Annotated in this window: 20 protein-coding genes; 2 read left to right on the top strand and 18 right to left on the bottom strand. The window is 40.2% G+C overall.

Annotation, left to right across the window (positions count from 1 at the left end):
- Positions 1–76: 76 nt before the first annotated feature.
- The 3 genes from devC to AC504W_RS00360 all read right to left on the bottom strand — a co-directional run bounded on the left by devC (position 77) and on the right by AC504W_RS00360 (position 4,080).
- Positions 77–1,231, bottom strand: coding sequence for an ABC transporter permease DevC (gene devC / locus AC504W_RS00370; RefSeq protein ID WP_096582141.1), 1,155 nt, complete (start codon positions 1,229–1,231; stop codon positions 77–79).
- Positions 1,232–1,323: 92 nt separating this feature from the next.
- Positions 1,324–2,775 (bottom strand): HlyD family secretion protein, encoded by a 1,452-nt coding sequence (locus tag AC504W_RS00365; protein WP_494875649.1) that lies wholly within the window; start codon positions 2,773–2,775, stop codon positions 1,324–1,326.
- A gap of 567 nt (positions 2,776–3,342) precedes the next feature.
- Positions 3,343–4,080 (bottom strand): phycocyanobilin:ferredoxin oxidoreductase, encoded by a 738-nt coding sequence (locus AC504W_RS00360; protein WP_494875648.1) that lies wholly within the window; start codon positions 4,078–4,080, stop codon positions 3,343–3,345.
- A 195-nt stretch (positions 4,081–4,275) separates the two neighbouring features.
- Between AC504W_RS00360 and AC504W_RS00355 the strand changes: the two genes are divergently transcribed.
- Positions 4,276–4,542: a hypothetical protein gene (locus tag AC504W_RS00355; RefSeq protein WP_494875647.1), complete on the top strand. Its 267-nt coding sequence runs from the start codon at positions 4,276–4,278 to the stop codon at positions 4,540–4,542.
- An 87-nt stretch (positions 4,543–4,629) separates the two neighbouring features.
- Here AC504W_RS00355 and AC504W_RS00350 read toward each other — a convergent pair whose 3' ends face one another.
- Both AC504W_RS00350 and psbP read right to left on the bottom strand, forming a co-directional pair.
- Entirely contained in the window at positions 4,630–5,223 is a 594-nt protein-coding gene (locus tag AC504W_RS00350; RefSeq protein ID WP_494878799.1) for a Maf family protein, read from the bottom strand.
- Positions 5,224–5,373: 150 nt separating this feature from the next.
- Entirely contained in the window at positions 5,374–5,919 is a 546-nt protein-coding gene (gene psbP, locus AC504W_RS00345) for a photosystem II reaction center PsbP (protein WP_494875645.1), read from the bottom strand.
- A gap of 44 nt (positions 5,920–5,963) precedes the next feature.
- Between psbP and AC504W_RS00340 the strand changes: the two genes are divergently transcribed.
- On the top strand, positions 5,964–6,650 hold the full coding sequence (locus AC504W_RS00340; protein WP_494875644.1) for a hypothetical protein: 687 nt from the start codon (positions 5,964–5,966) through the stop codon (positions 6,648–6,650).
- Positions 6,651–7,142: 492 nt separating this feature from the next.
- Here the strand turns inward: AC504W_RS00340 and AC504W_RS00335 are convergent, their stop codons facing one another.
- The 13 genes from AC504W_RS00335 to hpsA all read right to left on the bottom strand — a co-directional run bounded on the left by AC504W_RS00335 (position 7,143) and on the right by hpsA (position 24,898).
- A complete protein-coding gene (locus tag AC504W_RS00335; protein WP_494875643.1) occupies positions 7,143–8,534 on the bottom strand; it encodes a PP2C family protein-serine/threonine phosphatase in 1,392 nt (463 codons plus the stop codon).
- Positions 8,535–9,406: 872 nt separating this feature from the next.
- Entirely contained in the window at positions 9,407–10,981 is a 1,575-nt protein-coding gene (ftsY, locus tag AC504W_RS00330) for a signal recognition particle-docking protein FtsY (protein WP_494875641.1), read from the bottom strand.
- Between the two features lie 211 nt (positions 10,982–11,192).
- Positions 11,193–11,834: a transcription antitermination factor NusB gene (gene nusB, locus AC504W_RS00325; RefSeq protein WP_494875639.1), complete on the bottom strand. Its 642-nt coding sequence runs from the start codon at positions 11,832–11,834 to the stop codon at positions 11,193–11,195.
- A gap of 104 nt (positions 11,835–11,938) precedes the next feature.
- Positions 11,939–12,661 (bottom strand): DUF502 domain-containing protein, encoded by a 723-nt coding sequence (locus tag AC504W_RS00320; RefSeq protein ID WP_494875638.1) that lies wholly within the window; start codon positions 12,659–12,661, stop codon positions 11,939–11,941.
- Positions 12,662–13,184: 523 nt separating this feature from the next.
- Positions 13,185–14,075 carry a glycosyltransferase family 2 protein gene (locus AC504W_RS00315; protein ID WP_494875636.1) on the bottom strand — a complete coding sequence of 297 codons (891 nt, stop codon included), beginning with the start codon at positions 14,073–14,075 and terminating at the stop codon, positions 13,185–13,187.
- Between the two features lie 99 nt (positions 14,076–14,174).
- Positions 14,175–15,011, bottom strand: coding sequence for a hormogonium polysaccharide biosynthesis protein HpsJ (hpsJ-B, locus tag AC504W_RS00310; protein WP_494875634.1), 837 nt, complete (start codon positions 15,009–15,011; stop codon positions 14,175–14,177).
- Between the two features lie 266 nt (positions 15,012–15,277).
- Positions 15,278–15,922 (bottom strand): TIGR04282 family arsenosugar biosynthesis glycosyltransferase, encoded by a 645-nt coding sequence (locus tag AC504W_RS00305; RefSeq protein ID WP_494875633.1) that lies wholly within the window; start codon positions 15,920–15,922, stop codon positions 15,278–15,280.
- 33 nt (positions 15,923–15,955) lie between these two features.
- On the bottom strand, positions 15,956–16,516 hold the full coding sequence (locus tag AC504W_RS00300) for a pilus assembly FimT family protein (protein WP_494875632.1): 561 nt from the start codon (positions 16,514–16,516) through the stop codon (positions 15,956–15,958).
- 69 nt (positions 16,517–16,585) lie between these two features.
- Entirely contained in the window at positions 16,586–17,539 is a 954-nt protein-coding gene (hpsE, locus tag AC504W_RS00295) for a hormogonium polysaccharide biosynthesis glycosyltransferase HpsE (protein WP_494875630.1), read from the bottom strand.
- Positions 17,540–17,561: 22 nt separating this feature from the next.
- Complete coding sequence (locus tag AC504W_RS00290) at positions 17,562–18,227, bottom strand: pilus assembly FimT family protein (RefSeq protein ID WP_494875629.1); 666 nt, start codon at positions 18,225–18,227, stop codon at positions 17,562–17,564.
- A gap of 14 nt (positions 18,228–18,241) precedes the next feature.
- Positions 18,242–19,336 carry a hormogonium polysaccharide secretion pseudopilin HpsC gene (hpsC, locus tag AC504W_RS00285; protein WP_494875627.1) on the bottom strand — a complete coding sequence of 365 codons (1,095 nt, stop codon included), beginning with the start codon at positions 19,334–19,336 and terminating at the stop codon, positions 18,242–18,244.
- 45 nt (positions 19,337–19,381) lie between these two features.
- Positions 19,382–20,146: a hormogonium polysaccharide secretion pseudopilin HpsB gene (gene hpsB / locus AC504W_RS00280; RefSeq protein WP_494879505.1), complete on the bottom strand. Its 765-nt coding sequence runs from the start codon at positions 20,144–20,146 to the stop codon at positions 19,382–19,384.
- 30 nt (positions 20,147–20,176) lie between these two features.
- The gene (hpsA, locus tag AC504W_RS00275) at positions 20,177–24,898 is read right to left on the bottom strand and encodes a hormogonium polysaccharide biosynthesis protein HpsA (RefSeq protein WP_494875624.1); all 4,722 of its coding nucleotides are present in this window, start codon (positions 24,896–24,898) and stop codon (positions 20,177–20,179) included.
- Between the last annotated feature and the right edge of the window lie 195 nt (positions 24,899–25,093).

Raw genomic sequence — 25,093 nt, 5'->3', positions numbered from 1 at the left:
TGACAGTTTAAGCATTAAATATATACTATATAGATAATAAAAACTGATTAATTACTACTGTATTGATCAAAATTATTTAAAAGATGTCAGCCGGGTCAGCGGAACGTAATTTACGTACGGCGATCGCGCCAGAAATGAAACACATAATCATTGTTAATATCAATACATTAGTTGCTCTGCCAAAAGTCATAAAAATTGGTAAAAGAGTAGCTTCTTTAGCTTTTTGGTACATTAATATGGTGAAAAATAACCCAGGAAGATACCCTAAACAAGCTAATAAAAGTGCTTCTTGTAAAATCACTATCAATAAATATTTTTGTGTATATCCTATGGCTTTTAAGGTAGCATATTCTGATAAATGGTCAGAAACTTCTGTGTAAAGAATTTGGTAAACAATCACGGTTCCCACAATAAAACCCATAATTGTACCTAAGCTGAAAATAAAACCAATTGCTGTGCTACTTGCCCAATAGTGACGTTCAAAATCGATAAAATCTTGTTTGGTCAACACATTTACATCTTGAGGTAAATATTGGCGTAGATCTTTAGCCACAGTTTCTACATCTGTGCCTGGCTTAACTTTGATTACCCCAATATCAATCAATCCTTGCTGACGGGTGTTAAAAATACGTAAAAAGTTAACATCACTGGTGATTAAATTACCATCTGCACCAAAAGATGTTCCTAAAGTAAATAGCCCTACTACTTTAATTTTGCGTCTTCTTAACTCTGCTTTGACTGTTTTCCCTTTTTCAAAATCATCGGCGATCGGCCCATATTCTTGTCGAGAAGAACGGTCAAACAAAACTACATCAGGCAACTTTAATTTATCTAAATTTTCTTGCACTCCTGGCAAATTAAATAAATTAAACTCTGGATTAATGCCAAATACAAGTAATGAGCGTGACCGACCTGTAACTGGATTTTTCCAAGCCGTGTAATCTAAATAGATAGAATGTACAGATTGTACGCTTGGTAAATCTAAAGCTTTATACAACCGCCGTTGAGAAAAGCTTTTCATGGACAAAATTGCATTCGATTGGCGGTTAATTAAAATAATGTCGCCATTTAAACTACTATGTAACTGAACGTTACTATAATAGAGTGCATCTCGGAATCCGAGTTGGGTAAACATTAAAATATCAGCAAAAGCAATTCCAGCTAAAGCTACGGCTAACCGCGTTTTATCTCGCGTCATTTGTAGCCAAGCTAGAGGTATTTTTTGAATCATGTTCTCAGATGAATAGAAAGTAAGTAGGTGGGTTATTACTCATTAGTTATTTTTAGGGGTTTTAGGCATTGTATTAATGCTCCCCAACTTACTTATTGCTTCTCTGAATTAGAGCCTGATTGGTTGTTAATATCCACAAGAACTTTGGCGTTGGTTAAACCAGAAACTTTGTTGCTATCTTCTGGTGAGAGGGCAATTTTAACTTCTATCACTCTTGCATCTACATCAGCGGCCGGATCAGTATTGAGTACATCTTTTTTGCCGACTTTTCTGCCAATTTCCGCCACTGTTCCTTTTAATTCGCCTTCAAAAGCGCCATTATCACTGCTGACAGAAACACTTTGACCAATACGCACCTTACTAATGCTGTCTTCAGGAACTTCAGCAATAACCATCATTTGTTCAGTTTGTCCAATTTCAGCAATACCATTGACGCTGATAGCTTCGCCGGACTTGGTGTAAATTTTGAGAATTTCACCAGAAGTAGGTGCTTGGACGTAGCTTAATCGCAGTTCTGCATCGGCTTGTCTAACAGTAGCGATCGCATTACTCACTTGTGCTTGCGCCATCTGCACATTCGTCGGATCAACTTCTATCAGTCTCTTGAGTCTGGCTCGTTCTTCGTCGAGTTGTCTTCCTAAAGTAGCTATAGTTTGATCACGGGTGACTCTAGCTTCAATTAACTGCTGTTGTAACGTTGTTAAAGTCTTGACTTGATTAGCTCTAGCTTCTGCAACTTGTTGACGCAAAGTGGCTACTGCTTGTCGGAGAGTTGCTTGACTTTCAACTACTTGCTGTTTAGCGGTGACTGCACTTAATCGTCGTCTATCCCTTTCTTGCTGAGAGATAGCACCTTGTCCGTACAGAAAATCATAACGTCCAGCATCAACTTGAGCATTACGTTGTTCGGCTTGTATGCGTGTCAAGGTAGCTCTTAAGGTATCACCTTGACCTCGCAATTCGGCTTCTAGTCGCTCGACTGTCGCCTGTTGCGCCATTTTTTCGGCACTCAACTGCGCTGCAATTCTGGTGATTGTGGCTTGTTGAGCATCCCTTTCGCCGCGTAACTGGGCTTCTAGTCGAGCAATTACCGCTTGTTGCGCTTGAATGTCTCTGGGTGAACCAGCCCGAACTTGCGCTAAATTAGCACGAGCTTCTAGTAATTTGGCTTTTGCTTCTTCTACACTGGCTAACTGAGTTTCGTGGTTATCTAAAATGGCAATCACTTGCCCTTTTCTCACCACTTCTCCTTCTCGGACAAACAGCTGCTTTACTCGTGATGCAGATTGCAATCCCGCAGCAGGCGCAGAAAGTTTGATAACTTCGCCTCGCGGTTCTAAACGCCCCACAGCACTAATGCTGTTAGCAACTGGTTTGACAGGTACAGATAAGCTAAGTTTTTTCAACTGCTCAACTTTAGCTGTAGTTAGTAACCCCGCAGCGATTACTATTGGTAAGGCTACAGCAATGCCCCACCAAATCTTAGGCTGTTCTGGATCAAGTATTTGTTGCCTTGATCTTGGCTTTTCAGTCACCCTTGACATGGTTGTTGCCTATTTATTTAAAAATGTGCTGATGGATATAAAAAAGTATTAGACGCAATAGAGACTTGATAAATTGCCTCTACTAAATACCCTCGGAAACTTGATTCTTATGAATACTTAGCGCCACAGCTTTTGGATCATGGCGCTACTAGTAGCTAGTTATTCAATAGATGCAAGAATCAAGATAATTACTAATTCATCACTAAAAAACTATTGAGAATCCACCGCTTTGAAAAGCAACCCCGGTTCAGTTGGAAACTCAATCTTTATCAGAAACTTAATTATGAACTAGCAATTACGAATTTTCAATCAATTTTTTCAAATAGAGCATCCCTAACATTACAGTTTCCTTAAACTTGTAGTCAACCAATTATTAGGCTTGTTAACTCTTCACTCATTTGGATATTTGCTCCAAAGATGCTAAAGCTATGGTTAGACTCCATCAAACTATCGTTAACTGAATTCTACATTTATCAGTTAAGGGAAAACGTAACAGAACCTACAGATGGGGAAGGGGAAGAGGCAGAGAGTAAGGGAGCAGGGAGTAGGGGATAATTAACTATTGACTCAATTTGGTAAGTCAAATAAGACTGTGGTCATATAATTATCTGCCCACTCTTGACCAAAGGCTTTTTCAAGGACGCGGCGGGTTTTATCATTTTGCTGCTGCTTGGTGCAGTAGTTGTGTTGTCCGGCGATAATTTGCAGGGTTTGTTCGGGGGACACGGGACTAGCGGCGATCGCTTGGCTACAATGCACCTCTAAAAAGTCTTGCACACGCGCCAGAAACATCGCTTCTTCTTCTGCGGAACTAGGACGCACAAAAATACAAAACTCAGAAAAGATATGACCCCATTCTGGTAACTCTCTCGGTTGGGAAAAGTCCAAGGCTGGGAGTGCTGCAAGTTGATTTGTATAGGATGCTGGCAAAGTGCGGTCTAAGTGAACAGGAGATAGATCAGCGATCGCTGCACTAATTTGACCTCTACCGCCAACTAAATCGCACCCAAACATCGGTAGGTCATATTCTGGCCGCGGAAACATCACGCAGTGCAGAATATCCAGCATATTTCCCACCTTTGCCAGTTCCAAGTGCATTTTCCGAAACTGCGGTGTTTGATAGCAGCGATTTTCAATTGTCAGTTTCTCACCCTCTAATCGACCTTCCACATATCCCAACTCTGCTGGCAAATGGTAAGGCGATAGTTGCAAATGCTTGTGCCAAGCAGCCTCAATGCTATCAGCTAACTGACGAATGAGGGGATGTTGTTGTTCACGTAATGAGGGAGTAGAAGTAAATGACATATTCTTGTGAGAAATGCTATCTAAAGTCAGTCTACAGTCAGCTGCACCACTTCAGTTTAACCGCGCAACATTAAGCAAACTGTTACGCCTAGTTACGTAAAGTTATAAGACGTTGACTTTTCAAAGTAATTAGTTATTTTGTAGTCTTAGTTACAGAATGATTTTTGCTTTAACCCATCAGGGAGGCTTGCAGCTATGAAAATTGATACTCAAAGACCAAATTGTGCTGTACCAGCAGTCAGACAGAATCTAGACTGGTTAAGCAAAGCCTATAGCAAAAGTTCAACCAAACAATGCCAACCTGACCTATGGGTGCGTCTTTTAGAACTTCCTAGCCCTTACAGTTTTGATGAAGCATTGTTACTCTGCCAAGTTTCCGCTGATGAGTGGTTAGCTTGGGTACCAGATCATGGCGAAGTGAAATTGCATAGTAGTCAATGGTCAATGGTCAATAGTTATTAGTTATCTGATATCTTGCAGCATTCTCAATAACTGTAGTGGGCAGAGAATTTTCACTTTGCCCACCTGAGTTTAATTGCCATAAAGTATTTATTGCCAAAACTCAGTAACCTCATATCCCAGTTCTGCCAACATCTGCCTGAGCAAAGGTAAACTGAGACCAATGACATTGCTGTGACAACCTGCAATTTGCTCAATAAACAAACTACCAAAACCTTCCAAAGCAAAAGCACCAGCGCATTTGAGGGGTTCGCCAGTAGCTACATAAGCTTGGATAGCGCGATCGCTCATTTTGGCAAAATAGACCTTTGTTACCTGAAATTTGACTAAAGTCCGGTTTTGTGAAGTGTCAATTAACACATGGCCAGTGTATAAATCGCCAATATTACCTTGCATTAATTGCCAACGAGCGATCGCTTCTGCTGCATCTGCTGGTTTACCATAAATCTCACCATCAATAGCCAAAACTGAATCACAACCCATAATTAAGGCTGATGCAAATTGGGGTGCGATAGTTTCTGCTTTACGTTGAGCCAGAACTTGCACTAACTCAGCAGGTTCAATCAGTTGGATTTGTGACTCATCAAAATCACTCGGTTTAACTATTGGTTCAATCCCAACAGTTTGCAGCAAGCGACGACGGGCTGGAGAAGCCGAAGCCAGTATAAATTGAGGAATGTTCATTGTCATTTGTCAATGGTCAAAAGTCAATTGTCACACACTGGCTTTTCTCTTCTGCCTTTTGACTTGAAAGTGCTGATTCAAAATACTAATCCCTAGCCTCTCGTCCCTACTCCATTCATGGTTATGAATTTGGTCGGGACTGCCTTTTGATTAATACACTGTGAAAGAATCGACAACATTTTCCATAGTCCGTTTAACCTTCGCCCAACGTTTTTCCGGAATTGAGGCGTTGAAAGTAAACAACTTGCCACGACTAACAGCAACACTAGCGATGTTATGTCTTTGTTGATTATTCGGTAGTTTCACTAAATACTCTAATATATAGTAGATTTTACCTTCATCGTCTTTTTCTCGTGCATCAACTAATTCGGCTGTCCGACCAGAATCTGAAGGTGCAAGGGCTGCTTTTCCCAACTTATACCCAACTTCTGTGGGAGCGCCCAGTTCTTTTAAAGTTTTACCTTCTGAAACAGGACTAATCACCACCGAGACATTTTCGGATATTTCGATCAAATCATGGAAGACTACATCAGGGCCATTAGCAACTTTAACAGGTAGCCAGCCGTTAGGGTATGAAAATTGATAGCCATCAGCAGTATCGACATAGCTTTTAAATCCAGCCGCAGCAGCTACACCAGGATTACTCAAGCTGAAGCTCAAAATTAATAAAAAAATAATTGCAATTCGTTTCCACATTGTTAAAAATTCCTTTGGGCTGGAAGCAACAAAAGTTAAGCATTATGTATCGTTTTTATTGTCCCACCAACTGGGTCGTAGCGGATAAGGCATCACAAGGGGAGATTCAGTTATATATGCTGACAACTATCGAATTGCGCTGGTTTTACCCTAGTCAGATCCCAAGAGAGATTGAAGAATGGTTTCCCCAAAACTGTTCACCAGAAAAACGAGAAGACTGGTATCTTTACGCGCCAAAATGCGATTATTTGGGAATTAAACTGCGCCAAGAACGTTTAGAAGTCAAATGGCGCAAAGCAGAATTAGGTGTACTGCGTTTTGGGGAATTGATAGAAGGTAAGGCCGAAAAATGGGGTAAATGGATGTGTAGCGATTCCACAGGAGAAAGTTTTCAGCCTGCAATGGTGTTTGGTAATTTTGTTTGGGTAAATGTGCAAAAAGTGCGCCGTTTGCAATCATATCAAATTTTACCAGACTCTTCAGTACAGGCGGTTGCTATCAATGAAAGTATTGATAACGGTTGTAGTGTGGAAATTACGCAACTGCTAATTCAGAATCAAACTTGGTGGAGCCTAGCATTGGAAGCTTTCGGAGAATATACTCATCTGCAAGAAAATCTCCATTTAATGGCAAGTTGTGTATTTAATAACTATCGAGGGATAAAACTCATAGCTGCAAATTCTTATGCTTATCCCCATTGGCTAGATTTGATTTTGGGGAACTATGGCTAAGTGCTGAGTGTAAACTTATATCATTTTGAATTTTAGATTTTTGATTTTGGATTGAGAAAGAGTTTACTGGTAAGCTGTTTAGAAATCCATTTGTCGCCATCATTTTTCAAATTGGTATTAGTATTGACAAGGCTTTGATAAATCAACACTGTCCTAACATAAATGATTATTACAGGTCGGCGTAAATAAACAAACCATCTGTAATTGCTAAAAGGCTGGTGGTGTAAATATTCTTTCTTTTTCCGCTGAACTCCTTCAGAGTGACACTCCTGCGTCGCTAACGCCACTTGCTTCTCCTAATCGGAGACACTACGCTTAGCTTGCTTCCCCCTAGGGGTACAAGTCGGGAAACCCGCCGACACTTGCTACAACGGAGGGAACCTCCGCAACGCAGTGGCTAACTTTTGACTTTTGCCTTGTTGTACTAGGGCTATAAAAATTACCCTTTAATTTTTCACAAAGGACTAATAACCAATGACCAATGACTATTAACTAAACAATCTGCAAAACCACAAGTGTCATATCATCAGTGTTTTGCCTATCAGCACCGATGAACTGCTGAACTTGGTCAAATAGATAATCAACAATTTCTTCTGGCCCGTTGCAATAGCGACAAGCAGCGCTAAAAGCTGCTACAAAATTTTCTTCATCGAAGCGATCGCCACTAGCCGCCGCCGCATCAGTCAAGCCATCCGTATAATAAATTACTGTATCTCCAGGCTCTAACTGTGCCTGGGCATCTTCATATTGGCTGTTAGCATCCAAACCAATCAGCATTCCTAGAGTATCTAAACGACTAACTGTTTTTGTTGCTGCGTGCCACCACAAGGGAGGATTGTGTGCTGCATTACTGTATGACAAAATCCGATTTCTGGGATTGTACTCAGAATAAAACAGCGTCACAAAGCGATGGGAATTTTCCAAATCCGCATACATAACTCGATTCAAATTTTGCAAAATCCCAGACGGCGAATTGCCATGCAACACTTCACCCCTCAGCATCCCCCGCATCATTGTCATAATTAACCCGGCTGGGACACCTTTCCCCATCACATCTCCAATGACAAAACCCCAACGACTTGTTTCAGGAGAGACCCTGCTAATTAACTGCAACTGATTATGATTGGTCGGAATAAAGTCGTAATAATCGCCACCTACTCGATTAGCAGGTTTACAACGTGCTGCTAGGGATACACCAGGAATATTTGGGCATTGACGGGGTAATAGCCGTCGTTGAATTTCTGCCCCAATTTCTAATTCTTGGTCTAGGCGTTCTTTTTTCCTCAGTTCTACCGCTAGTTCATCATTTTCAATTGCTACAGCTGTTTGGTCTGCAACCAAGCGCACTAGCTTTTGTCTGGTTTCTGTCCAACTATAGTCTGGGTCACGGCTTAAGACATATAGCCAGCCTCGTTCTGTATGCTTAACTAAAATTGCCGTGCCAAATATTTGGACATCTGGCCCCAAATAGCGGTGCATCTGATCATCTAAGATACCCGTGGAACTGGCTAGAGGGGTACTATTGGGCAGTAATGTAATTTGACTGCTGGCTGTTTCTAAGGCTTTGCGGATATTTTTGCGCTGGCGACTATCTTGCCAGTGTAGTTGCTCTAATCTAACTTGACCGTTAGGTTTGTAGAGAAATAAGGCACTACCATCGGCATCTGTCACCCTTGTTGCCATCAACGGAATCAGTTCCAAAAACTGATTAAGATTATTGAAGCTTCTGAGGGCAAATCCTAAAGAACTCAGCAAATCTTGAATTTTATTTTGTTCTCGGTGCAACCTGGCGACAAGTTCTTTCAGTGCCACGACTGGTGTGACATCGGTCGCGGCACTATTATTACCATCAGTAGGTTGAAAAGGCACTTGAGACACAGGCACAGATACTATCCAATTAAGATTAGTAGATTGTAGATTGCTTAATAACTTTACTTTGGCAAAATATTGCTAAATCATATTGAGACAAGATCCCTCAATTTAGCAAGAGTAGAAAGACGTAGGGTGTAGCTAGAAAAAAATATGGCATTTGCTGATTTTATTTCTAACTAAATACAGATACAGAAATTTCATGTATTTTTACGGAAAAGCTGATTAGTATAAATCATTAACTACCTCCATTGTGCGGAAGCTTTTTATGAGCGCAGAACTTAATTAGCAAATCATACATCATGAAACAAAAAATTAATTAATTAATTAATTTTTCCGAATTTTCCGATTTTTTATTGTCTTGGAGAAATAGCCAGATACGGAAATAAACGGTAACTTAAATTTTTCAGTTAAAACTTGAATTGTTCTTTGTTCTTTGGACAATTTTCTAACTTATAATTTATCTCCAGAGAATATTCATGAATTTTTAAGGAAAGTTACTTCATATCTGCTCCTAAGTTAGATAACTCTGTTTGGGTTATGAGGATAACACGCCTTTGCCCATTTACCAACTAATTAGGCTTAGTTTTTATTTTTTCCAGTATTTATAGCAGTTATCAATTAGGTTTACAAGGTTATTGCCAAGAGTGCAATCCTTACATGTAAGTAGGTAGAGGTAAATAATTATCGTTAGTATGAAGTATATACTGAGTAGGAAGAGGCAAAAAGCAGAATTTATCAGAGTTTTGCCCTATTTAGGAGTTAGGCAAAATATCTCTCCGTGGCCGCTGCACCTCTATGGCTCTTTATTCCGGAACTCATGCTTAAATTCTGTCTTAGTCAAAAAAAACCTACACTGCACGCTGCTGTCAGTGTAGGCTATGATTTTAGCCACTCAATAGAGCCTCGACAAACTCGTAGCTAGAAAATGGCCGTAAGTCTTCAATTCCTTCTCCTGCACCAATAAAACGTATTGGTAAACCTAACTGCTGCACTACAGCTAGCGCGACACCGCCTTTGGCTGTACCATCCAATTTGGTTAAAACTACACCACTGAGTTGGGCTGCTTGGGAAAATACTTCTGCTTGGCGCAAGCCATTTTGACCAAGGGTGGCATCTAAAACCAACAAAGATTCGATTTTGGCATTCGGGGCTTTTTTGTCGATAATCCGGCGAACCTTACTCAGTTCATCCATTAAGTTCTTTTTATTTTGCAATCGCCCAGCGGTATCAACTAATAATAATTCTGTTTCGCGGGATTGGGCTGCGGCGATCGCATCAAATACCACGGCAGCAGGGTCTGTGTTTTTCCCAGGGTTGGCAATTACTTCTACGCCGCTTCTGGTTCCCCAAACTTTTACCTGTTCCACAGCCGCCGCGCGGAAAGTATCTGCGGCTCCAATCAAGCATCTATAGCCAGATTTTTGGGCTAAATGAGCAATTTTGCCGATAGTTGTGGTTTTCCCTGCCCCGTTGACACCAGTAATTAACCAAATATTTAGGTGATCTTTTTCTGGGGCAAAGCTGGGTTTGTCAGATTTACGGATTGGCTCATCTAACATATCCCGCAGAAGTTGTTTTAAGTAAGCGATCGCTTCTTCTGGGGGCGTAACTTCTTCCCGCAATTTTTTCTGTAAAGCACTGATAATATGATCTGTGGCTTCTACGCCTACATCGGCTTGTAAAAGTACAGATTCAATTTCTGTTACCGCCGCTTGGTTAAGTGGCCCTTGTCCGACAATTGCTTTGAGTTGATTGAGAATGTTACGCCGGGTTTTGTCTAATCCTTGTCGTAACTTTTTTAACCAAGTTATTTCTTCAATCGAAATATCTTCTGCTCGTCTACCTTGAGCCGCCAATAATTCCGCTGACCAAACAAATCCTTCATCAAATGCCAAATCTGGAATTTCTGTGGCAGTTGCTTCACTAACAGTAGCCGATTGCGTCAATTCCGGTTCTGCTACTTCAATGGCGCTGGCTATTAATCGCTCTTGCTTGGCTTGTCGTTCTGCTGCTGCTCGTTCTAAAAAAGACAATGCAGCTGTCTCGGTTGGCTGTGTTTCTATAGATGTCGGTTCTTCAGCATTAAGTGTAATTTCTGCCTCTGTTACAGGTACTTCTTCAATAGTTGCTTCTAGTTGTGGAGCTTCTATAACTACCGCAGATTCTAGGACGGGAGTCACTACTTCTTCCGTAACTGCGGCTACCGTTTCCGGTGTTGCTGATAGTGTTGGGGCAGTTTCTTCAGTTTCCGATTGTTGTTTTTGCTGAATATTTTTATAAGCAGCTTTCGCAAACGCCAACAAATCTGCTGCCGATTCTGGTGTAGTTGTTGGGTTAGTATCGGATGTTTCGGTTGCCTCTGGTTGGGTTACAGGTGCCGGAGTATTTTCCGCCTGTTGGTTTTCAGAGGGGGTATCAGAAGAATCGTTATATTGACGACGAAACCAATTAAAAGCCATTGCCGCTAACGGTATGAGTTGTTATGTAAGTTAGGAGTTATGAGTTAGTAAGTTATGAGTTTAATTGAATTTGTTACTCTTCCCTATGGTGAAAACCTCCGGGATATCCTCACCTCTCAGTGTCGGGTTACTGGTAGGGGGTAATTCCCCGCAAGCAACTGACTTCTCCACACCTTCAACTCACAACTTAGCATTCATAACGGTTACACAGTTAGGATAAAACACTGGGCAATTTTTTTTGTTCGGTGAATCGGCGCAGAACTCCATTGATAAATCGATGACCTTCATCTCCGCTGTAACGTTTGGCTAACACCACAGCTTCGTTAATCGCCACGCTGTCAGGCAGTTTTAAAAATCCCATTTCTGCCACAGCGATGCGGAGAATATCGCGGTCAATTTGAGCTAGGCGATTGACTTGCCAATCTACCAAAGCGGCGGATATTTGTTCATCGATAAAGATACGATGTTCATTCACTGTTTTGACAATTTGAATGGCATATCTGCCGACTTCTCTGTCTTGATTTGCCAGTTGAATCAATTCTGGGAACTCAACTGCTGCACCGAGTTGATTAATGGCAGTTTGGGTGTAAGTAATCGCTTCTTGCAACATAGTCCTCGCGGTATTCATGTCTGAAGCACGAGTTTGACTGGTTAAGAGGCGATCGTTACTGCGTTGCAATTCAGCAGCAGCGTTATCTAAAGTATCTTGAACTTCTGCTCTCAGGGTTCGCACAGTGGCTAATACCAATTTGGGCAGATGTTCCTCGGTTAATTTTTTTGGGTTGACTGGTAGCTGGCTGAGACTTAACAGCGCCAGTTCACGAGCAATTTGTTGAGGTTTGCGGTCTTGCATGGAAGTGAGTGCCTAAGCAGTAAATTAGGGGTTAAGAGTGAATTGATTTTCACAAAGCTAGACATTCATAATATCTATTTACTTGTGTCTTTGCCGGATAAATTTTATATTTCCTCGACGGAAATTACTGAATGCTTTGGTTCTTTAGTTGAAGCTGGCAGGTTTTGTTCTTTACCCAAAACTAAGGGCGGTAAGGGAGTATTCGGTGCCACAATCCCACCAGAGACAATCACCTTAAAAGCATCTTCAATCGACATTGACAGGTTAATAACATCTTCCTCTGGAACTACGGCATACCATCCGGTAGTGGGATTGGGTGTAGTTGGGATAAAAACACTCAACATTGGGCGGGACATCTTGGCTTGGATTTCAGCACCCATAGCACCTGTAACAAAAGCGATCGCCCAAATTCCCTGTCTGGGATATTCTAATAAAACTACACGGCGAAACTTGCCATTAGAGTCTTTGAGTAGAGTTTCTAAAAGCTGCTTCAGGGTCTTATATACTTGTCCCGCTAAAGGAATCGCCTGTAACACTCGCTCACCAACATCGAGTAACCAACGCCCAGCAATATTTCGCGCCATTAACCCAATTAACAAAATACTTAACAGCGGTACTGCTAGTCCAACCGCTAAATTCAGTATATTTACTAGAATTGGGTGCAGTCCATCAAAGGGATTGAGTTGTTTGGGAACTTGGGTAAGAAAGTCGATTACCCAATTGGCGATCGTGATTGTTAGCCAGATGGTGGTTGCTAGGGGGATAACTACTAACAATCCAGCTATCAGGTCATTTTTAAAATCCTGCTTGAGGCGATCGATTACCAAACTTCGTTTCTCCTTTTTTAGGCTAGTAAAACTCTGATGATAGGAATTAATACCAGCAGATGATCAGCTTGGGAAGGTTTTATTGACGACTTTATTGACCGTATTCTATTTGAGAAAGCGGTCAATAGATGCCTGTTACTTTGATAATAGGCTGTTACTACAAGAAAAGTCTTTATTTTTCGCTAGTTAGAGATATATATCGCAAGATATAGCTAACTACTGAAAGTTTTTCCATCTGCGAGGATGTTACTTTTCTTTGTACAGCTTGTAAATGATTGTTGCAAATATTTTAATTATTACTGATCCTACCGCGACAAACCAAAATCTGCTGATTATTCTGAAAGCTAGGTATAACAACTAAAAACGTGCTTTTAACTAGTTTAGAACTAACTAGGAAGTCAAGGGTATTTTTCTGAAAAACTTTTGTTATAAATTTTAATAAAATTCTGCGTTGAGAAACTATCAAGCCTGAAGACTAAAGCATAAAAATAACTTTTACACTTCAGACTTCAGACTTTGCCCTTCATCCTTCTCCAGCAATTTGTGTAGCCACAACCTTGTTGTTTTCACTTTGAGATATGATGTTTTCTACACTAGGTGTAGGCAGATACTTCATTTCCCATACTTTCAGTAAAATTAAGTATTCATAAAAAGCCTGCAATGTACACCAAGCCATTCCAGCGCGACCATCTAAGCAGCCACCTAAAAGAAAATACATATATAAAAAGCGTAAAAAAGGTCTAGCTGGTAAACGTAAAGATAAATCTTTTAAAGCACGTCGTCTTTCTACTTCAGTTTTGCCAAAAAATAAATCGCGCCATTCAACTTTGCCATTTTCTAGTTGATTTAGTGTCTCTTGAGCTTCATCTGTAGAATAACGATTGTGTTTTTCAATCCAACGATTCAAGCCTTTGCCACAGGTGTAATGTGGGTAAGTTTCTTTTAAAAAGCTAGTAGCCCCTTCGCAAACTTCCCGTTCGGTGTGACCGTAGTCTGTAAACCAGACTTTACCGTGGCGGAAAAGACGCATCTGATAACGGGGATATTGGGTACTATAGCGAATCCAACGATTCATGAACATCACCCGTTCAGCGACGTAGTAACCAATGTAGTTTGGGTTTTGCATCGCCTGGGTGCATTCAGCAAATAGTTCTGGTGTCATACGCTCGTCAGCTTCCAGAATGTAAACCCACTCGTATTTTGGAGGTATAGACTCTAGCATCCAAGTGCGTTGACGACCGTGGCTTTCAAAAGCGTGTTGGACAACACGAATGGGATAGCGACTAGCGATTTCCACAGTGCGATCGCTACTGCACGAGTCCACAACTATAATGTCATCGGATAGCATTGCCGACTCGATACAAGGTGCAATATCTAGTTCTTCGTTATATGTCAGTATGTAAATTGAGAACATGTGCAGATTTTATAGCGATTTTACTAACAGTTAATTACTCAAAAGCATGAAGTATGAAGTATGAATTTTATCGTTCAGCCTTCAGACTTCATCCTTGCTTTACCGTGCAGCAGCTTTACGTCCACCAGTTTGTAAAGCGCCACCACCTCTTAATCCTGTCCAGCCGATAATAATGTATCCAATAGACAACAACAGACTGCTCATACTAATCCGTAATCCCGATTTCCAAGCATTGTCTCTAGCTTGTTTTTCCGCATCTTCCTTGCGCTGACGAATTTGGCTTAATCGCTGATTAGCCAGTCCTTGAGGATCGGTTTGTTGGGCAATAAATTTGTCTAGTTCTTGAGGATTAGCTTTAAACTTCTGGAGTAAGTCTTTCTGTGATTGTGGCAATTGAGGATTAGCCAGAGCTTGTTTATACTTTTGATCATCTTTCAGTAATTCCGAAAACTGCGCTCTGGCTTGGGCGCGGAGTTGTTCTAACTGAGCTTTTCCCTGATCTGTATTAAGTTGCGCTTGGAATTGATTTACTTGGTTTTTCAGTTGGGCTTCTGCCTGATCGGCTTCTTGACCAATTTGAGTGACAGTTTGCGCTTTGGCTTGATTAACATTATTCAAGTGTAACGGGAAAATCAACAAGAAAATTAGTCCCAAAACACTGGATAGGATGAAAGCTGGGAATCGTAAGTCAATCCCTTTGGCACCACTGTCACTAGCACCATCAATCCAATAGCCAATCAACAGGGAACCTAAGCCCACCATAGGCACGATACCTCGGTCAACTAGGGCTGTTGCTAAATTAATTTGCCAGCCGCGATCAGTTGGTTGAAACGGGAGCAATAAAATTAAAAAGTCCAGCAAAAAGGACAAAATTAAAACTACCCCAATTACTTTGAGTCCAAGGGCTGCGTTCCCAGAAGTAAAACGATTAGTCATATTCTCCAAACTTATTAATGAATCAGCGTGATTGTCCTATTTAAAGTTACTGGAATATTGTTCCTGTAACTCTGCCTGTTCAATAAAACTATCTCTTATATAGAAAAGGCAAATGTAATACTAGTTATTACCTGTAGGTTTGAAACTACACCACGGTAGCACTAGTTAACCTGTGTGTCTTCAGAAAATACTTGGTGTTTGAAGATACGAGATTAGCTGATATGAGTAAAAAAAACAACGTTGATTTTCAGCTATCTATGAATCTCTCAGCCGTCTGACTGCTGAACAATTTCCTCCCAAATTGACAGATCCTCTGGTCGGTCAACGTCAGCCAATGCAGGTAAGTAGGTATGTGAGACACCAATTTTTTCGGCAATAGCCACAGTTTGTTGTAATACCTGAGCAGTTCCCCAATCGATGTTAGCGAATAATTCTGGAATGAAGCGATGCACACCAATTAAGTAATAACCACCATCGATAGCTGGCCCAAGTACCAAATCAACAGTTTGTAATTGTTGGAAAGCGGTTGCCAAAATTTGGGAATTTAGTCCAGGGCAATCGGTGCCAATGATAATCCCATATTCTGCCCGCTTTTGGAAAGCATCAAACAGCGATCGCGCCATCCGTGAACCTAAATCACCTTCACCTTGTGATTTATAAAGTAGTTCCAAACCTAACCAATCTTGCATTAATTGCAAATTTCCACCAGTAAACCGCACTTCTACAGAAATACCAATAGCTTTTTGTAATTCTTGCGCTTGTAACAAAGTGTATTCAGTCATTTGCTGTTGCAGATTAGCAGCACCAATACTACCCAAAGCTGGTATTAAGCGAGTTTTAGCCTTTCCTGCTTCTGGATAGCGCGTAAAAATAATTAAGTGCTGTTTTTGAACTTCTGATAATTTCAGCACGCAATAACCTTAATTTTTACCAACTAAAACATCTTAATAGCAATATTTACCACTGTCGTTAGCTGTAGAATGTTCTGTGCCTTTACGCATTGCCCCTAATAGTGTAGAAGCATACACACAGCGCCTAACTTTTCCAGCATATTTACTATAGAAAGTGATCTGCCCCAAAACTTTCACATTCCCCCGATGATCAAACTGAACTTGACTTATTCCGTTAGACTGTTGCAAAGTTGTCTCAGGTTCATACATTTGCACGTTCCTATCTAAATTATTCCAGTTAGCTTCCGAGGAATTTACATTAGAAGGGTGAATTGCCCATTTGACAATGCCATTTTGTTGACTAAAACTAGCTTGCCAAGCTAATTTGTCTTTAGCAGCTTGGCTTTGAGCTTGTCGCATAGCCCGATAAACTTCATCTTGGGCAGCATTAAGACGCTGAATATCTATAAAAGCCAACCACTGTGGTATTGATACAGCAACTAATAAACCAATAATAATAAGAGTTACTAATATTTCTGGTAGTGTAAATCCGCTAATAGATTCACACTTATAATTTTTAGTATGGAAGATAAAATGCACTATATGCTTATTCAAAACTTCATGCACCCAAAAAAAGTTAATAAGTAAAGCAAATAATTTTTACTTCAAATTTTCACCATTAACTTATTTGTTAAAATAGCCTTTTTTCCACAGATAAAAAGGGCTGATTAAACTACTTAAAAATAGTTGCATTTCACAGGCTGTAACTAAATCTGTTTTGATTTTGGTTTGGTATTTAAATAAATGTAAAATTATTTTTCGGATATCGTTTAACATATAAGCTAATAATGCTACTGGTCTTAACCAAGGTTTAACATTAATCATTCGTGTAACACAACGACTAAAGCCAATCCCGCGGAAGAAGGGAATTAAATAATCTCTGGTTAATCGAGAAGCGCTAATTTTGTGGTAAATTTCCATTTCTGGGTTATACCAAATTTCCCAGCCAAATTTTTGCAGATAAGATAACATTTCTAAATCTTCACCTGTTACCATATTTTCAGCAGTTCTACCAGTCAAAATAAAATTATTTGGGACACTTTCTAACCAAGCTTGTTGTCGGATAACAAGCCCGGCGGATGGGGGAAGTAATTTTTTTGCTGGTTCATATAGTAAGGGTAAATTACCTCGTTCTGTAATTGCTAAAAAAGCAGCAATACGCTGAAAATTTTCTGGGGGATCTATTTCCCATAAAGGATGTATTTGACTAGCATAAGCACCAGCTTTTGGATAATGCTGACCAAAAGTATAAGCTGTGGCTACCCAATTTAAATCTGGATAGTTATCATCATCTAAAAAACCGATTAATTTACCTTTAGCTTCCTGAACAGCAAGCTTTCTAGCGAAGGCTGCACCCTGTTTTGATTCAAAACAATATCTTAAAGGATAAGGTTTTTGCCAAGTTTCTTGATAGGTTTGTACAAGTTTTGCTGTATAGTCGTTGCTATTATTATCTACAACAATAATTTCCCATTGAAAATTTTCAGTATTAACCTGGTTGTGTAGTTTTTCTAGCAAATCAGGTAAACGTTTGGCTCCATTATAAGTGGGTATTGCCACAGTAAATTCAATAGACATTTTCTTTTATATAGGTTTTGATTTAATTACAAGCACTATCCTTAGCGCTTCGCATTCCACCAAGAAGTGTTTCTATAATCACGCATCGTTTTAGTCCATTAGTCTGTGTAATGTTGCTAGAGCTAGATGCAACTACTATTTTTATGGGTACTGTAGCATCTACAGGTAAAGTACCATTATTATCAAATGTAATTTTTCTAACTGTTGTAGTAATTAAGCTCACACTACTAGTACCCTGATTTGCATTATTCAGATTACTTCCTATCGATATTTGTCCTGTTTTTAAGCCTAAATCATTGAATGTTTTATCTTTAGAAAAGTCAGGAGTATCAGAATCAGGGTGAAAAGCGAGTTCTGGTAAGTTATTACTGTTTCTAAAACTGACACTATATTTGAGTTTTTTGTTTTTAGCTTCTTGTTGTGCTTTTTGTAATACTGTTAAAACAGCCTCATTAGCTTTACCGACTCTTTGTCTGTTAATAAAAGCATTCCAAGATGGGATGGCGATCGTAGCTAAAATGCCAACCATAAGAACTACTGCTATGATTTCTACTAAAGAAAATCCTGCATTTTCTTGAGAACTATATTGATACGCGTAATGCTTAGTTATTAAGCATTGTTTGGAAGAGTAAATAACTCTGCTTTTTGAAGATTTTTGCCCAGATTTACAGACTATTAATTTTTTCATAATTATGCTCCAGTTTACTCAATACCAAGGAAGCCACGACCTTTAATCTGAATATTTGCAGTTGGAAAATAAGCAGATTGCTGAGAACTATATTGAGCGCCAGTTTTAATTCGAGCTAGAGCATTACCTCTCATATATACTCTTGCTATGTACTTACTTGCATTTACGCAAGCATAGAAACTGCCGGTTCTAAAGGTAGTAGGAACATTTGTTTTTGTATAGTCTGGAACCTGTTGCTCACCTGCTGCTGTGTTACAAGCTGCTAGGGTTGGTGTTCCACTTGTAGTTTGGTCAATATAATCAGCTAAGGTAGTTAACTTATTGACGTTTAAATCGTAACTAGCTGAATGTTTTCTCCAGTTACCTAACTTTCTCTTTAAATCTCCTTCTAAAGAGAGATCAAATGGCATAAAACCAGTGCTGGGTAACAACCGATATTTCACGGTTTTTGTAGTACTATTTATAGTTTCTGAACGACTGAAAGAACCAGTAACATCTCGAATACCATCCCGAATTTCCCATCTCTCAATACGGGTAGTAGTAGAATTCCAGGTAGCACTATTATCTTTAACTAGGTAATAAGCTACCAAGGAATACAGCATATAATCTTGTTCATTACAACCACCCCCGCCAGTACTTGGCAGGTTATATAAGCAACCTGCTCTACCAGTACTAGTGCTAGAAGTTTGGACAATTTGGTCTTTATTTAAAAAGTAGCGCTTCCAAAAAACCAGTACAGGTACTTTATCGGGGTTTGAAGCTGTTCCACTTGGTAATTGTCCTAAAATTCCGTTGATTGTGATTGTTTCTCCGTTTACCGTTGTTGTTTTCCCATATATTCCATCAGCATCATAGATATATACGGCTTGTTCCATGTCTTGGGCAATATATGCTAATGCTGCCTGTACTTCTTGTTCTGAGGTAGATTTTGCCTGCTCTTTGCGATCTGTATTCATCACATCAATCATGAAACCCATCAAAGGTGTGATGACAAGAAATGCCAAAATCAAGGCTACCAATAACTCGACTAATGTAAAGCCTTTTTGTGACTGCAAATGCTGCGATTTTTGCAGCTGAATTTTGAGAAGAAATCTGAGGAAATTTTTCATTTGGCAGTTTTCTCCTGAATTATTAAGCCGTTATTCATAGCTGATTTACTGACAACCTCCAAAACGAGAGCAATAATCGTCAAATTTGGTTTGTTGAGATGCAACTTCTGTCACAATTTCCATTAATGGTGTTTGACGATCGCCTAAACCACCAGTAAAAGTTCTCGCTTTGGAATTATTGGCTTTCATTGTTTTTAAGGTACCCGTACCAGTAAAGGCATCTGACCTGTAAACCCGCACGCCTAAAAGGTATCCTTTGGTAGCATCATCATTGGCAGCACTAAGAGTAGTAGCTGTGGTACTCCGAAAGGCTTGAATGACATAATCTCTAGTACTATTACTCGTACAACCACCACCATCCCGATCTATGCAGTACAAACTAGTTGTGGTTGTAGTTGGGGCGGAGCCATTCTGACAGTAGCCATTTGTAGGACTGGTGCAGGTAGGCAAAGTTGAACTAGGTGCTGCTACTCCAGAGAAGGTACTCCGTTGTGAGTTAAAAGTCTTGTTAGTCGAATTAACTTCATTCAACAGCACCACTTGGTTAGGAACATTAATTGAGCCAGCCTTAATCCCATCAATGTAGGCTCTGGCTGATTGGCTGGCTAATTCAACACGTCTTGCTTGAACACGAGTAGCAAATGATATAACCAGTGCAGGTGCGATCGCAGTCATTAAAATAGCAACAATCAGCAATGCTATTAAAGACTCGATGATTGTAAAACCATCTTCACCAGATTGAGCAGATTTTAATTTGATTGCTATGTTTGCCACTGTTATTTGTTGACTGAGTTGCTTATGTCTAATCATGATGAATCACCCAACTTTCAAGCGGCATTTTTAAGGATAAGGAGTACTTGGACAAGAAGGACGATAACTAGCTGGAACTGCATAACTTGAACCTTGAGCCGCACACAACAAAGTTTTTACCCAGTCATCATCCCTACCAACTTCGCGGAAATATTCTGCTGGTGGCCCTGCTTGTGGCACAGTAAATCTTTGAGCAAATAAGTCTGGTAACTGAGATAACAACGCTACATCAAAACCCCAATCTCTAGTTGGTGGTGTGTAGTAAGCCGTGGTACCTTGTGGAGTTCCTTTGTTAGTCCAATATGTCATGTAGGGGAAATCAAAGAAACTGCGGTTATTAGTTGCACTACCACTCGCTATTGCATCAGCCGTCGTGATACTGGCAAAAGGTGCTGTAGCATAACTGCTGCGTTTGAATTGAATAAAACTACCCCTAATCTTGGCAGCACGGAGAGGACTCGCAGGATCACCAGAATCCCCCCAATACTCTAGAAAGCGAACAAAATTCTGTAAACCTGCTGATTCTTCTTCAGGACGGCTAGGGCTATTACCAGATACAAAACTGGAATTAAATGTATAGTCACTAGTCACTTTTTGTACCCATTGTTGTTGAATACCAGGTGTTTTTCCTCCTTGAGTTAAGGCATTACTGGGGGTACCTAATGGACTATAGATATGTAGCACTGGTACTAATGGAGGTTGTTGAGTACCAAATGGTCGTGACTGTAAGAAGAGTGGTTTATCAACTGCGTAATAGTCGCTACCTGTAGGAGCAGTGTTACTATTGCTGGTTTTAAACCATAACGCTGATTTATTAGTGACTGAGCGCGGTTTATTAGTATTGCTAAAAGTACTGTATGGATACTTTTGGACTTTTCCAGTAATATCAATGCCTATTGGTACTGGCAGCTTGGTACTAGCTGCTGTGGCATCAGTAATTACAGCACCAGTATCATCTAGTAGCTGATTACTGCTATTTCTGACGAAAGCTACTCTACGAGCGTAGCTTTGGTATTGTGTAAGAGCAGGTTGAGCATTTGTACCAGCTTGATGTGTGTTTGTAATGTCAAGAGCAACATTAAAAGTTAAATCTGAAACTTTTAATGCACCAGTAGTACCAGGCTTAATATACCAGTCTCCATCTCCACAGGTTGTTGCGGGTACTTTGACACAAACTTCCATGAGATACTCGTTAAAGTCTGTTCGGCGCTGAACTGGTGTTACACCGTTGGCAAGGTAAGAAGTTTTGAAAGTACTACTTGGATATCCGGTAGTAGAATCTGCCCAGTTAGCACTAGTCACAAAATTGTTAACTAACTGTGTATCTGGGATACTGCTGGCATTATCTCTTATGTCGTAGTCACCATGATTGCGGAAACCGTCGAGGAAATCCCCTGATAACAGAGTAAGAGAATCAGCCAAGATAGTTGATGGTCGCCACACGTCACCATCACCAGCACTACTAGGACATCCACCTCTTCCTGGACGACAAGCAAAATGGGTATTGAATGTTGCGCGGTTGTAGAAGTTGCTAGAGTCAGTCTCAAGATAGTCAGAAAACTCTTCAACCGCAGTTCCATCAGGCTTTTGATGCAGATTGAAATTACCTTTAACGTAAACTGGTGTGTTACTGACTAAAATTAAGCCTTTTTCTGAAGGATCGTAAGTTGTACTATTGGTTCCGTTTCGTGCTAGATTGCTGCCATTGATTAGTCGAATACCGTTGGGACGACGGGTGGGATCAAGTTTGAAGTCGGTTTGACTAAATAACAGTGCTTTATCTGTTGAAGCACTTGAGTCAATAGTTTTGTAACTTAAATCAGGGAGAGAGTCATCACGAGTAGCGTAAATAATGCCACTCTTGGGCAATAGGTACTCAGTTGTAGCAATGGTTGTATTTGCCAGCCGACCTAAGTTAATTTCGGTAACACGAATCTCTAATGGCTGACGTTGTTCTAAGTCCAAGTTGTATTCGCCTTGGGTACCAGTTTGGTAAGCAGTGCGATTTTGTAAAGCCTTCACTTCTCTGGCATCTAAAAAAGCTGCTTCTCTAATTGCGCCATGAGGAAGGGTAGGAGATGTAGCTGGTGTTGCACCGTTGAGAATGGAAAGCGAACACAAAGCAGTATCAACAGCGGAATAATCTTCCATTGTGAAATTAGTAAAAGCATTACTATTGCTTGTGTATTTTTCCATTGCCCTTCTCAAAGGTTCATTAGCAATACGTCCATTAGGAAAAACTAATCTTGCCTGTCGTTTGAGTATGGTGAGATTAGCGCTACTAATAGTTCTGCCAGGAAAAGCATAAACAATACCGTTATTGGACTTACCAGCAGTTGTACTTTGATCAGCAGGTGAAGGATATTTCCAGGATGCAGTTAAAGTTGATAGGTTTTGAGCAGTAATATTATTTGTTGGATCAAAGTAGCTACTCACACAAGCTATCGGAGTTTGGGAAGTCCCAGCACTGCTTTTGAAGTGATACACTGCTGTAGCCCGCATTAGTAAGTCGCCTTTTCTGGTTTCTCCCTGCCCTCCTGTCATCGGCATGATATCAGGCCAAACTACTATGTTAGTTTGTGCTGTACCTGCATCTTTAAACCCAGTAGGCGTAGGCATTTTGCCTCCACCACTACCAACAAAATTTGCATCTAGCGTGGGATTTGACAAAAATGAGCGCGTGCTACGGGCAAAAGAAGCTGTACCAGAAGCAACAACACCATCATCATCAACATAAATACCTGAGCCTGTAATTACCCGCAAACCACCAACATTGGATAAAGGATTGGCTGAGTTATCTTCAACAGCTTTTTGTTCCCAGAAATCGTTACGGTCTGTTACACCTAAGTTAAGCTGCGGTTGTACTTGCGAAGCACGAGTACGGGCTATGGTGTTGGGGTTATCCCACTTAGTTGTACCGTTATCTACAGGCTGACGAGCTTGACCTGTAACATATTGACCAGCACTATTTTTCCAGTATGCTGGAAGGTTGTTGCCAATAAAAACGCGATCGCCTGAATAATTCTCTTTCCCGTCGTCTTTTTGTTGTTCTGGTTCCGTGGCTGGTAATTTATCAAGGCTTAGAGTCAACCCTGTATTAGCAGTGGTAATATCTCTCCAAACCGCAGGTACTTCAATTTCTGTAGTACCAGGGAAAACGTTACTGGCTGTATAAGTACCAAGTGCTTGTGTATCGCTGGGTATAGCACTGCTAACTTCCGCAAAAGGAACACGGCGAGTACGGTTTCTTAAATACAACTCGATTTCATCACCCAAAATGCTTTTAGCACCAGCCACATCTAAACCAGTACTTTGGTCAATCCTAGTAACAACATTAGTTTTAACTTCCTGGGGATAACGAGCAACACCTTGAACTGCTGTTTTTAACCCTGAAACTGTGGTTTGTGTTGCACAACTAGTACAAAGACCAAGAGCAGTTTCTTTCATTAAATTGATGCGCTTGTTATAAGCCGCATCATTGTGTCCTAAAGTTTGACCACCATTTTCTGTTGTTGATTTATGGTTAGTACTACCAGCAATTTTGATTTTGACGGCTGGAGTAGACTGATCTCCAGTCCACGGATTTGTTTTATAACCCCGAAATAAGTGAACGCTTATTGGCTCTTTATTAGTGGTTTGCGAAACGTTTCCTGTTCCTAAATTTCCGCCAATTGTGATTTTGGCATTTTCCGGTTCATAGTAACAGGAGTTTTTACTACTGACTTGACGGAAAACAATATCTACACCACTGAATTGTCCACCAGCTAATAAATTACCGTTGGTGTGAACAGAACCGTTTAAAAGTAAATCAGAACCCGGAGAAATTTCTAAGTCATTTTCAAACCAGACCGCTTTATTGTTAACAGGAATACGCTCTCTATCTTGTTGATACTCTAGTGCAGAAAAGCCACGATTTCCCGGTTCATATTTTGTGGTAGAAAGACCTGTCGTACCTCCTACAGCATCAATAGGTACATTAACTGTGTAAACAAAAAAGCTTTTTGCTAAATTTCCCCCTGACTTGTACCAGCTTGCGTCACCTACTAAACTGGCACTTGTACCAATAGCATCTGCACAGGCTCCACCTACTTGGCTTTTGTCCATAGGTGGTGTTCTAGCATCTAAGGCTTTTCTGGCTCTATTAAATAAGTTGCTTGTATTACGTGGCGGACTACGAAAATAAATAGAATAAATAGTAAAGCTATCAAATTTACCATTATTGTCTGTATCAATAGGAAATTTCCAGGCAGTAGTTAAAGTTTCGTTAGTTTCCAGCGTTGAACTAGTTTGAATACCTGTTGTTCCATTAAAGTCCGCGGCCAATTTCAAACGTGTTTCATCACCAAAGTCATATCTAGTATTACTTTTAATAACATCATATAAGGCTACATCTGTAGGAGTTGAGCGTGGTAGTGACGGGTCATTTAATAACTGTTCTAATTTTGACGTTGCGCGGTCAACTGCTGGCATAGAAGCGTTAAGAACAGCCTCATTGACTCGTACATTAGTAGCATTTTTAGAGCGCTCAAAAGAACGAAATAAAATTGCTGTAGTTAATAAAACAACCACCAGTGCTACCATAGCCACTGTTGGCAATACAAAACCAGCATTTACAGATTCTCTTCTTCTCTTGCGGAGAAATAAAGTTCGCAGCAGCCAATTAATTTGCTTTTTAACTACAAATAAAGAGTGTTTACTAATTTTTTTGGAGATGATTTTGATTATCTTGACTAGCTGGCGTTTTAAAGACATAACTGCTTTCCTGTCAAGTGATTTGATGCTAATTTATTTTTGGCAATTGTGAAATTTACCTGTTGAGTAATTCTCCAGGCTCAAGTTTTTTATTGATGCTAATTTTTCTTGATGCTATTGAACTAATTCTTCAACACAGTAAAACACCAGACAATGATGTTTAAGTTATATCATTGCTAAACTTTTTATATTTTC

This window comes from Nostoc sp. C96 (assembly GCF_059384975.1).
This window is presented reverse-complemented; position numbering and strand designations above follow the sequence as displayed.

Bases quoted from the DNA above. Each gene is read 5' to 3' on its own strand.
- devC (WP_096582141.1), bottom strand. From the start codon at position 1,231: ATGATTCAAAAAATACCTCTAGCTTGGCTACAAATGACGCGAGATAAA.
- AC504W_RS00365 (WP_494875649.1), bottom strand. From the start codon at position 2,775: ATGTCAAGGGTGACTGAAAAGCCAAGATCAAGGCAACAAATACTTGAT.
- AC504W_RS00360 (WP_494875648.1), bottom strand. From the start codon at position 4,080: ATGTCATTTACTTCTACTCCCTCATTACGTGAACAACAACATCCCCTC.
- AC504W_RS00355 (WP_494875647.1), top strand. From the start codon at position 4,276: ATGAAAATTGATACTCAAAGACCAAATTGTGCTGTACCAGCAGTCAGA.
- AC504W_RS00350 (WP_494878799.1), bottom strand. From the start codon at position 5,223: ATGAACATTCCTCAATTTATACTGGCTTCGGCTTCTCCAGCCCGTCGT.
- psbP (WP_494875645.1), bottom strand. From the start codon at position 5,919: ATGTGGAAACGAATTGCAATTATTTTTTTATTAATTTTGAGCTTCAGC.
- AC504W_RS00340 (WP_494875644.1), top strand. From the start codon at position 5,964: ATGTATCGTTTTTATTGTCCCACCAACTGGGTCGTAGCGGATAAGGCA.
- ftsY (WP_494875641.1), bottom strand. From the start codon at position 10,981: ATGGCTTTTAATTGGTTTCGTCGTCAATATAACGATTCTTCTGATACC.
- nusB (WP_494875639.1), bottom strand. From the start codon at position 11,834: ATGCAAGACCGCAAACCTCAACAAATTGCTCGTGAACTGGCGCTGTTA.
- AC504W_RS00315 (WP_494875636.1), bottom strand. From the start codon at position 14,075: ATGTTCTCAATTTACATACTGACATATAACGAAGAACTAGATATTGCA.
- hpsJ-B (WP_494875634.1), bottom strand. From the start codon at position 15,011: ATGACTAATCGTTTTACTTCTGGGAACGCAGCCCTTGGACTCAAAGTA.
- hpsE (WP_494875630.1), bottom strand. From the start codon at position 17,539: ATGTCTATTGAATTTACTGTGGCAATACCCACTTATAATGGAGCCAAA.
- AC504W_RS00290 (WP_494875629.1), bottom strand. From the start codon at position 18,227: ATGAAAAAATTAATAGTCTGTAAATCTGGGCAAAAATCTTCAAAAAGC.
- hpsC (WP_494875627.1), bottom strand. From the start codon at position 19,336: ATGAAAAATTTCCTCAGATTTCTTCTCAAAATTCAGCTGCAAAAATCG.
- hpsB (WP_494879505.1), bottom strand. From the start codon at position 20,146: ATGATTAGACATAAGCAACTCAGTCAACAAATAACAGTGGCAAACATA.
- hpsA (WP_494875624.1), bottom strand. From the start codon at position 24,898: ATGTCTTTAAAACGCCAGCTAGTCAAGATAATCAAAATCATCTCCAAA.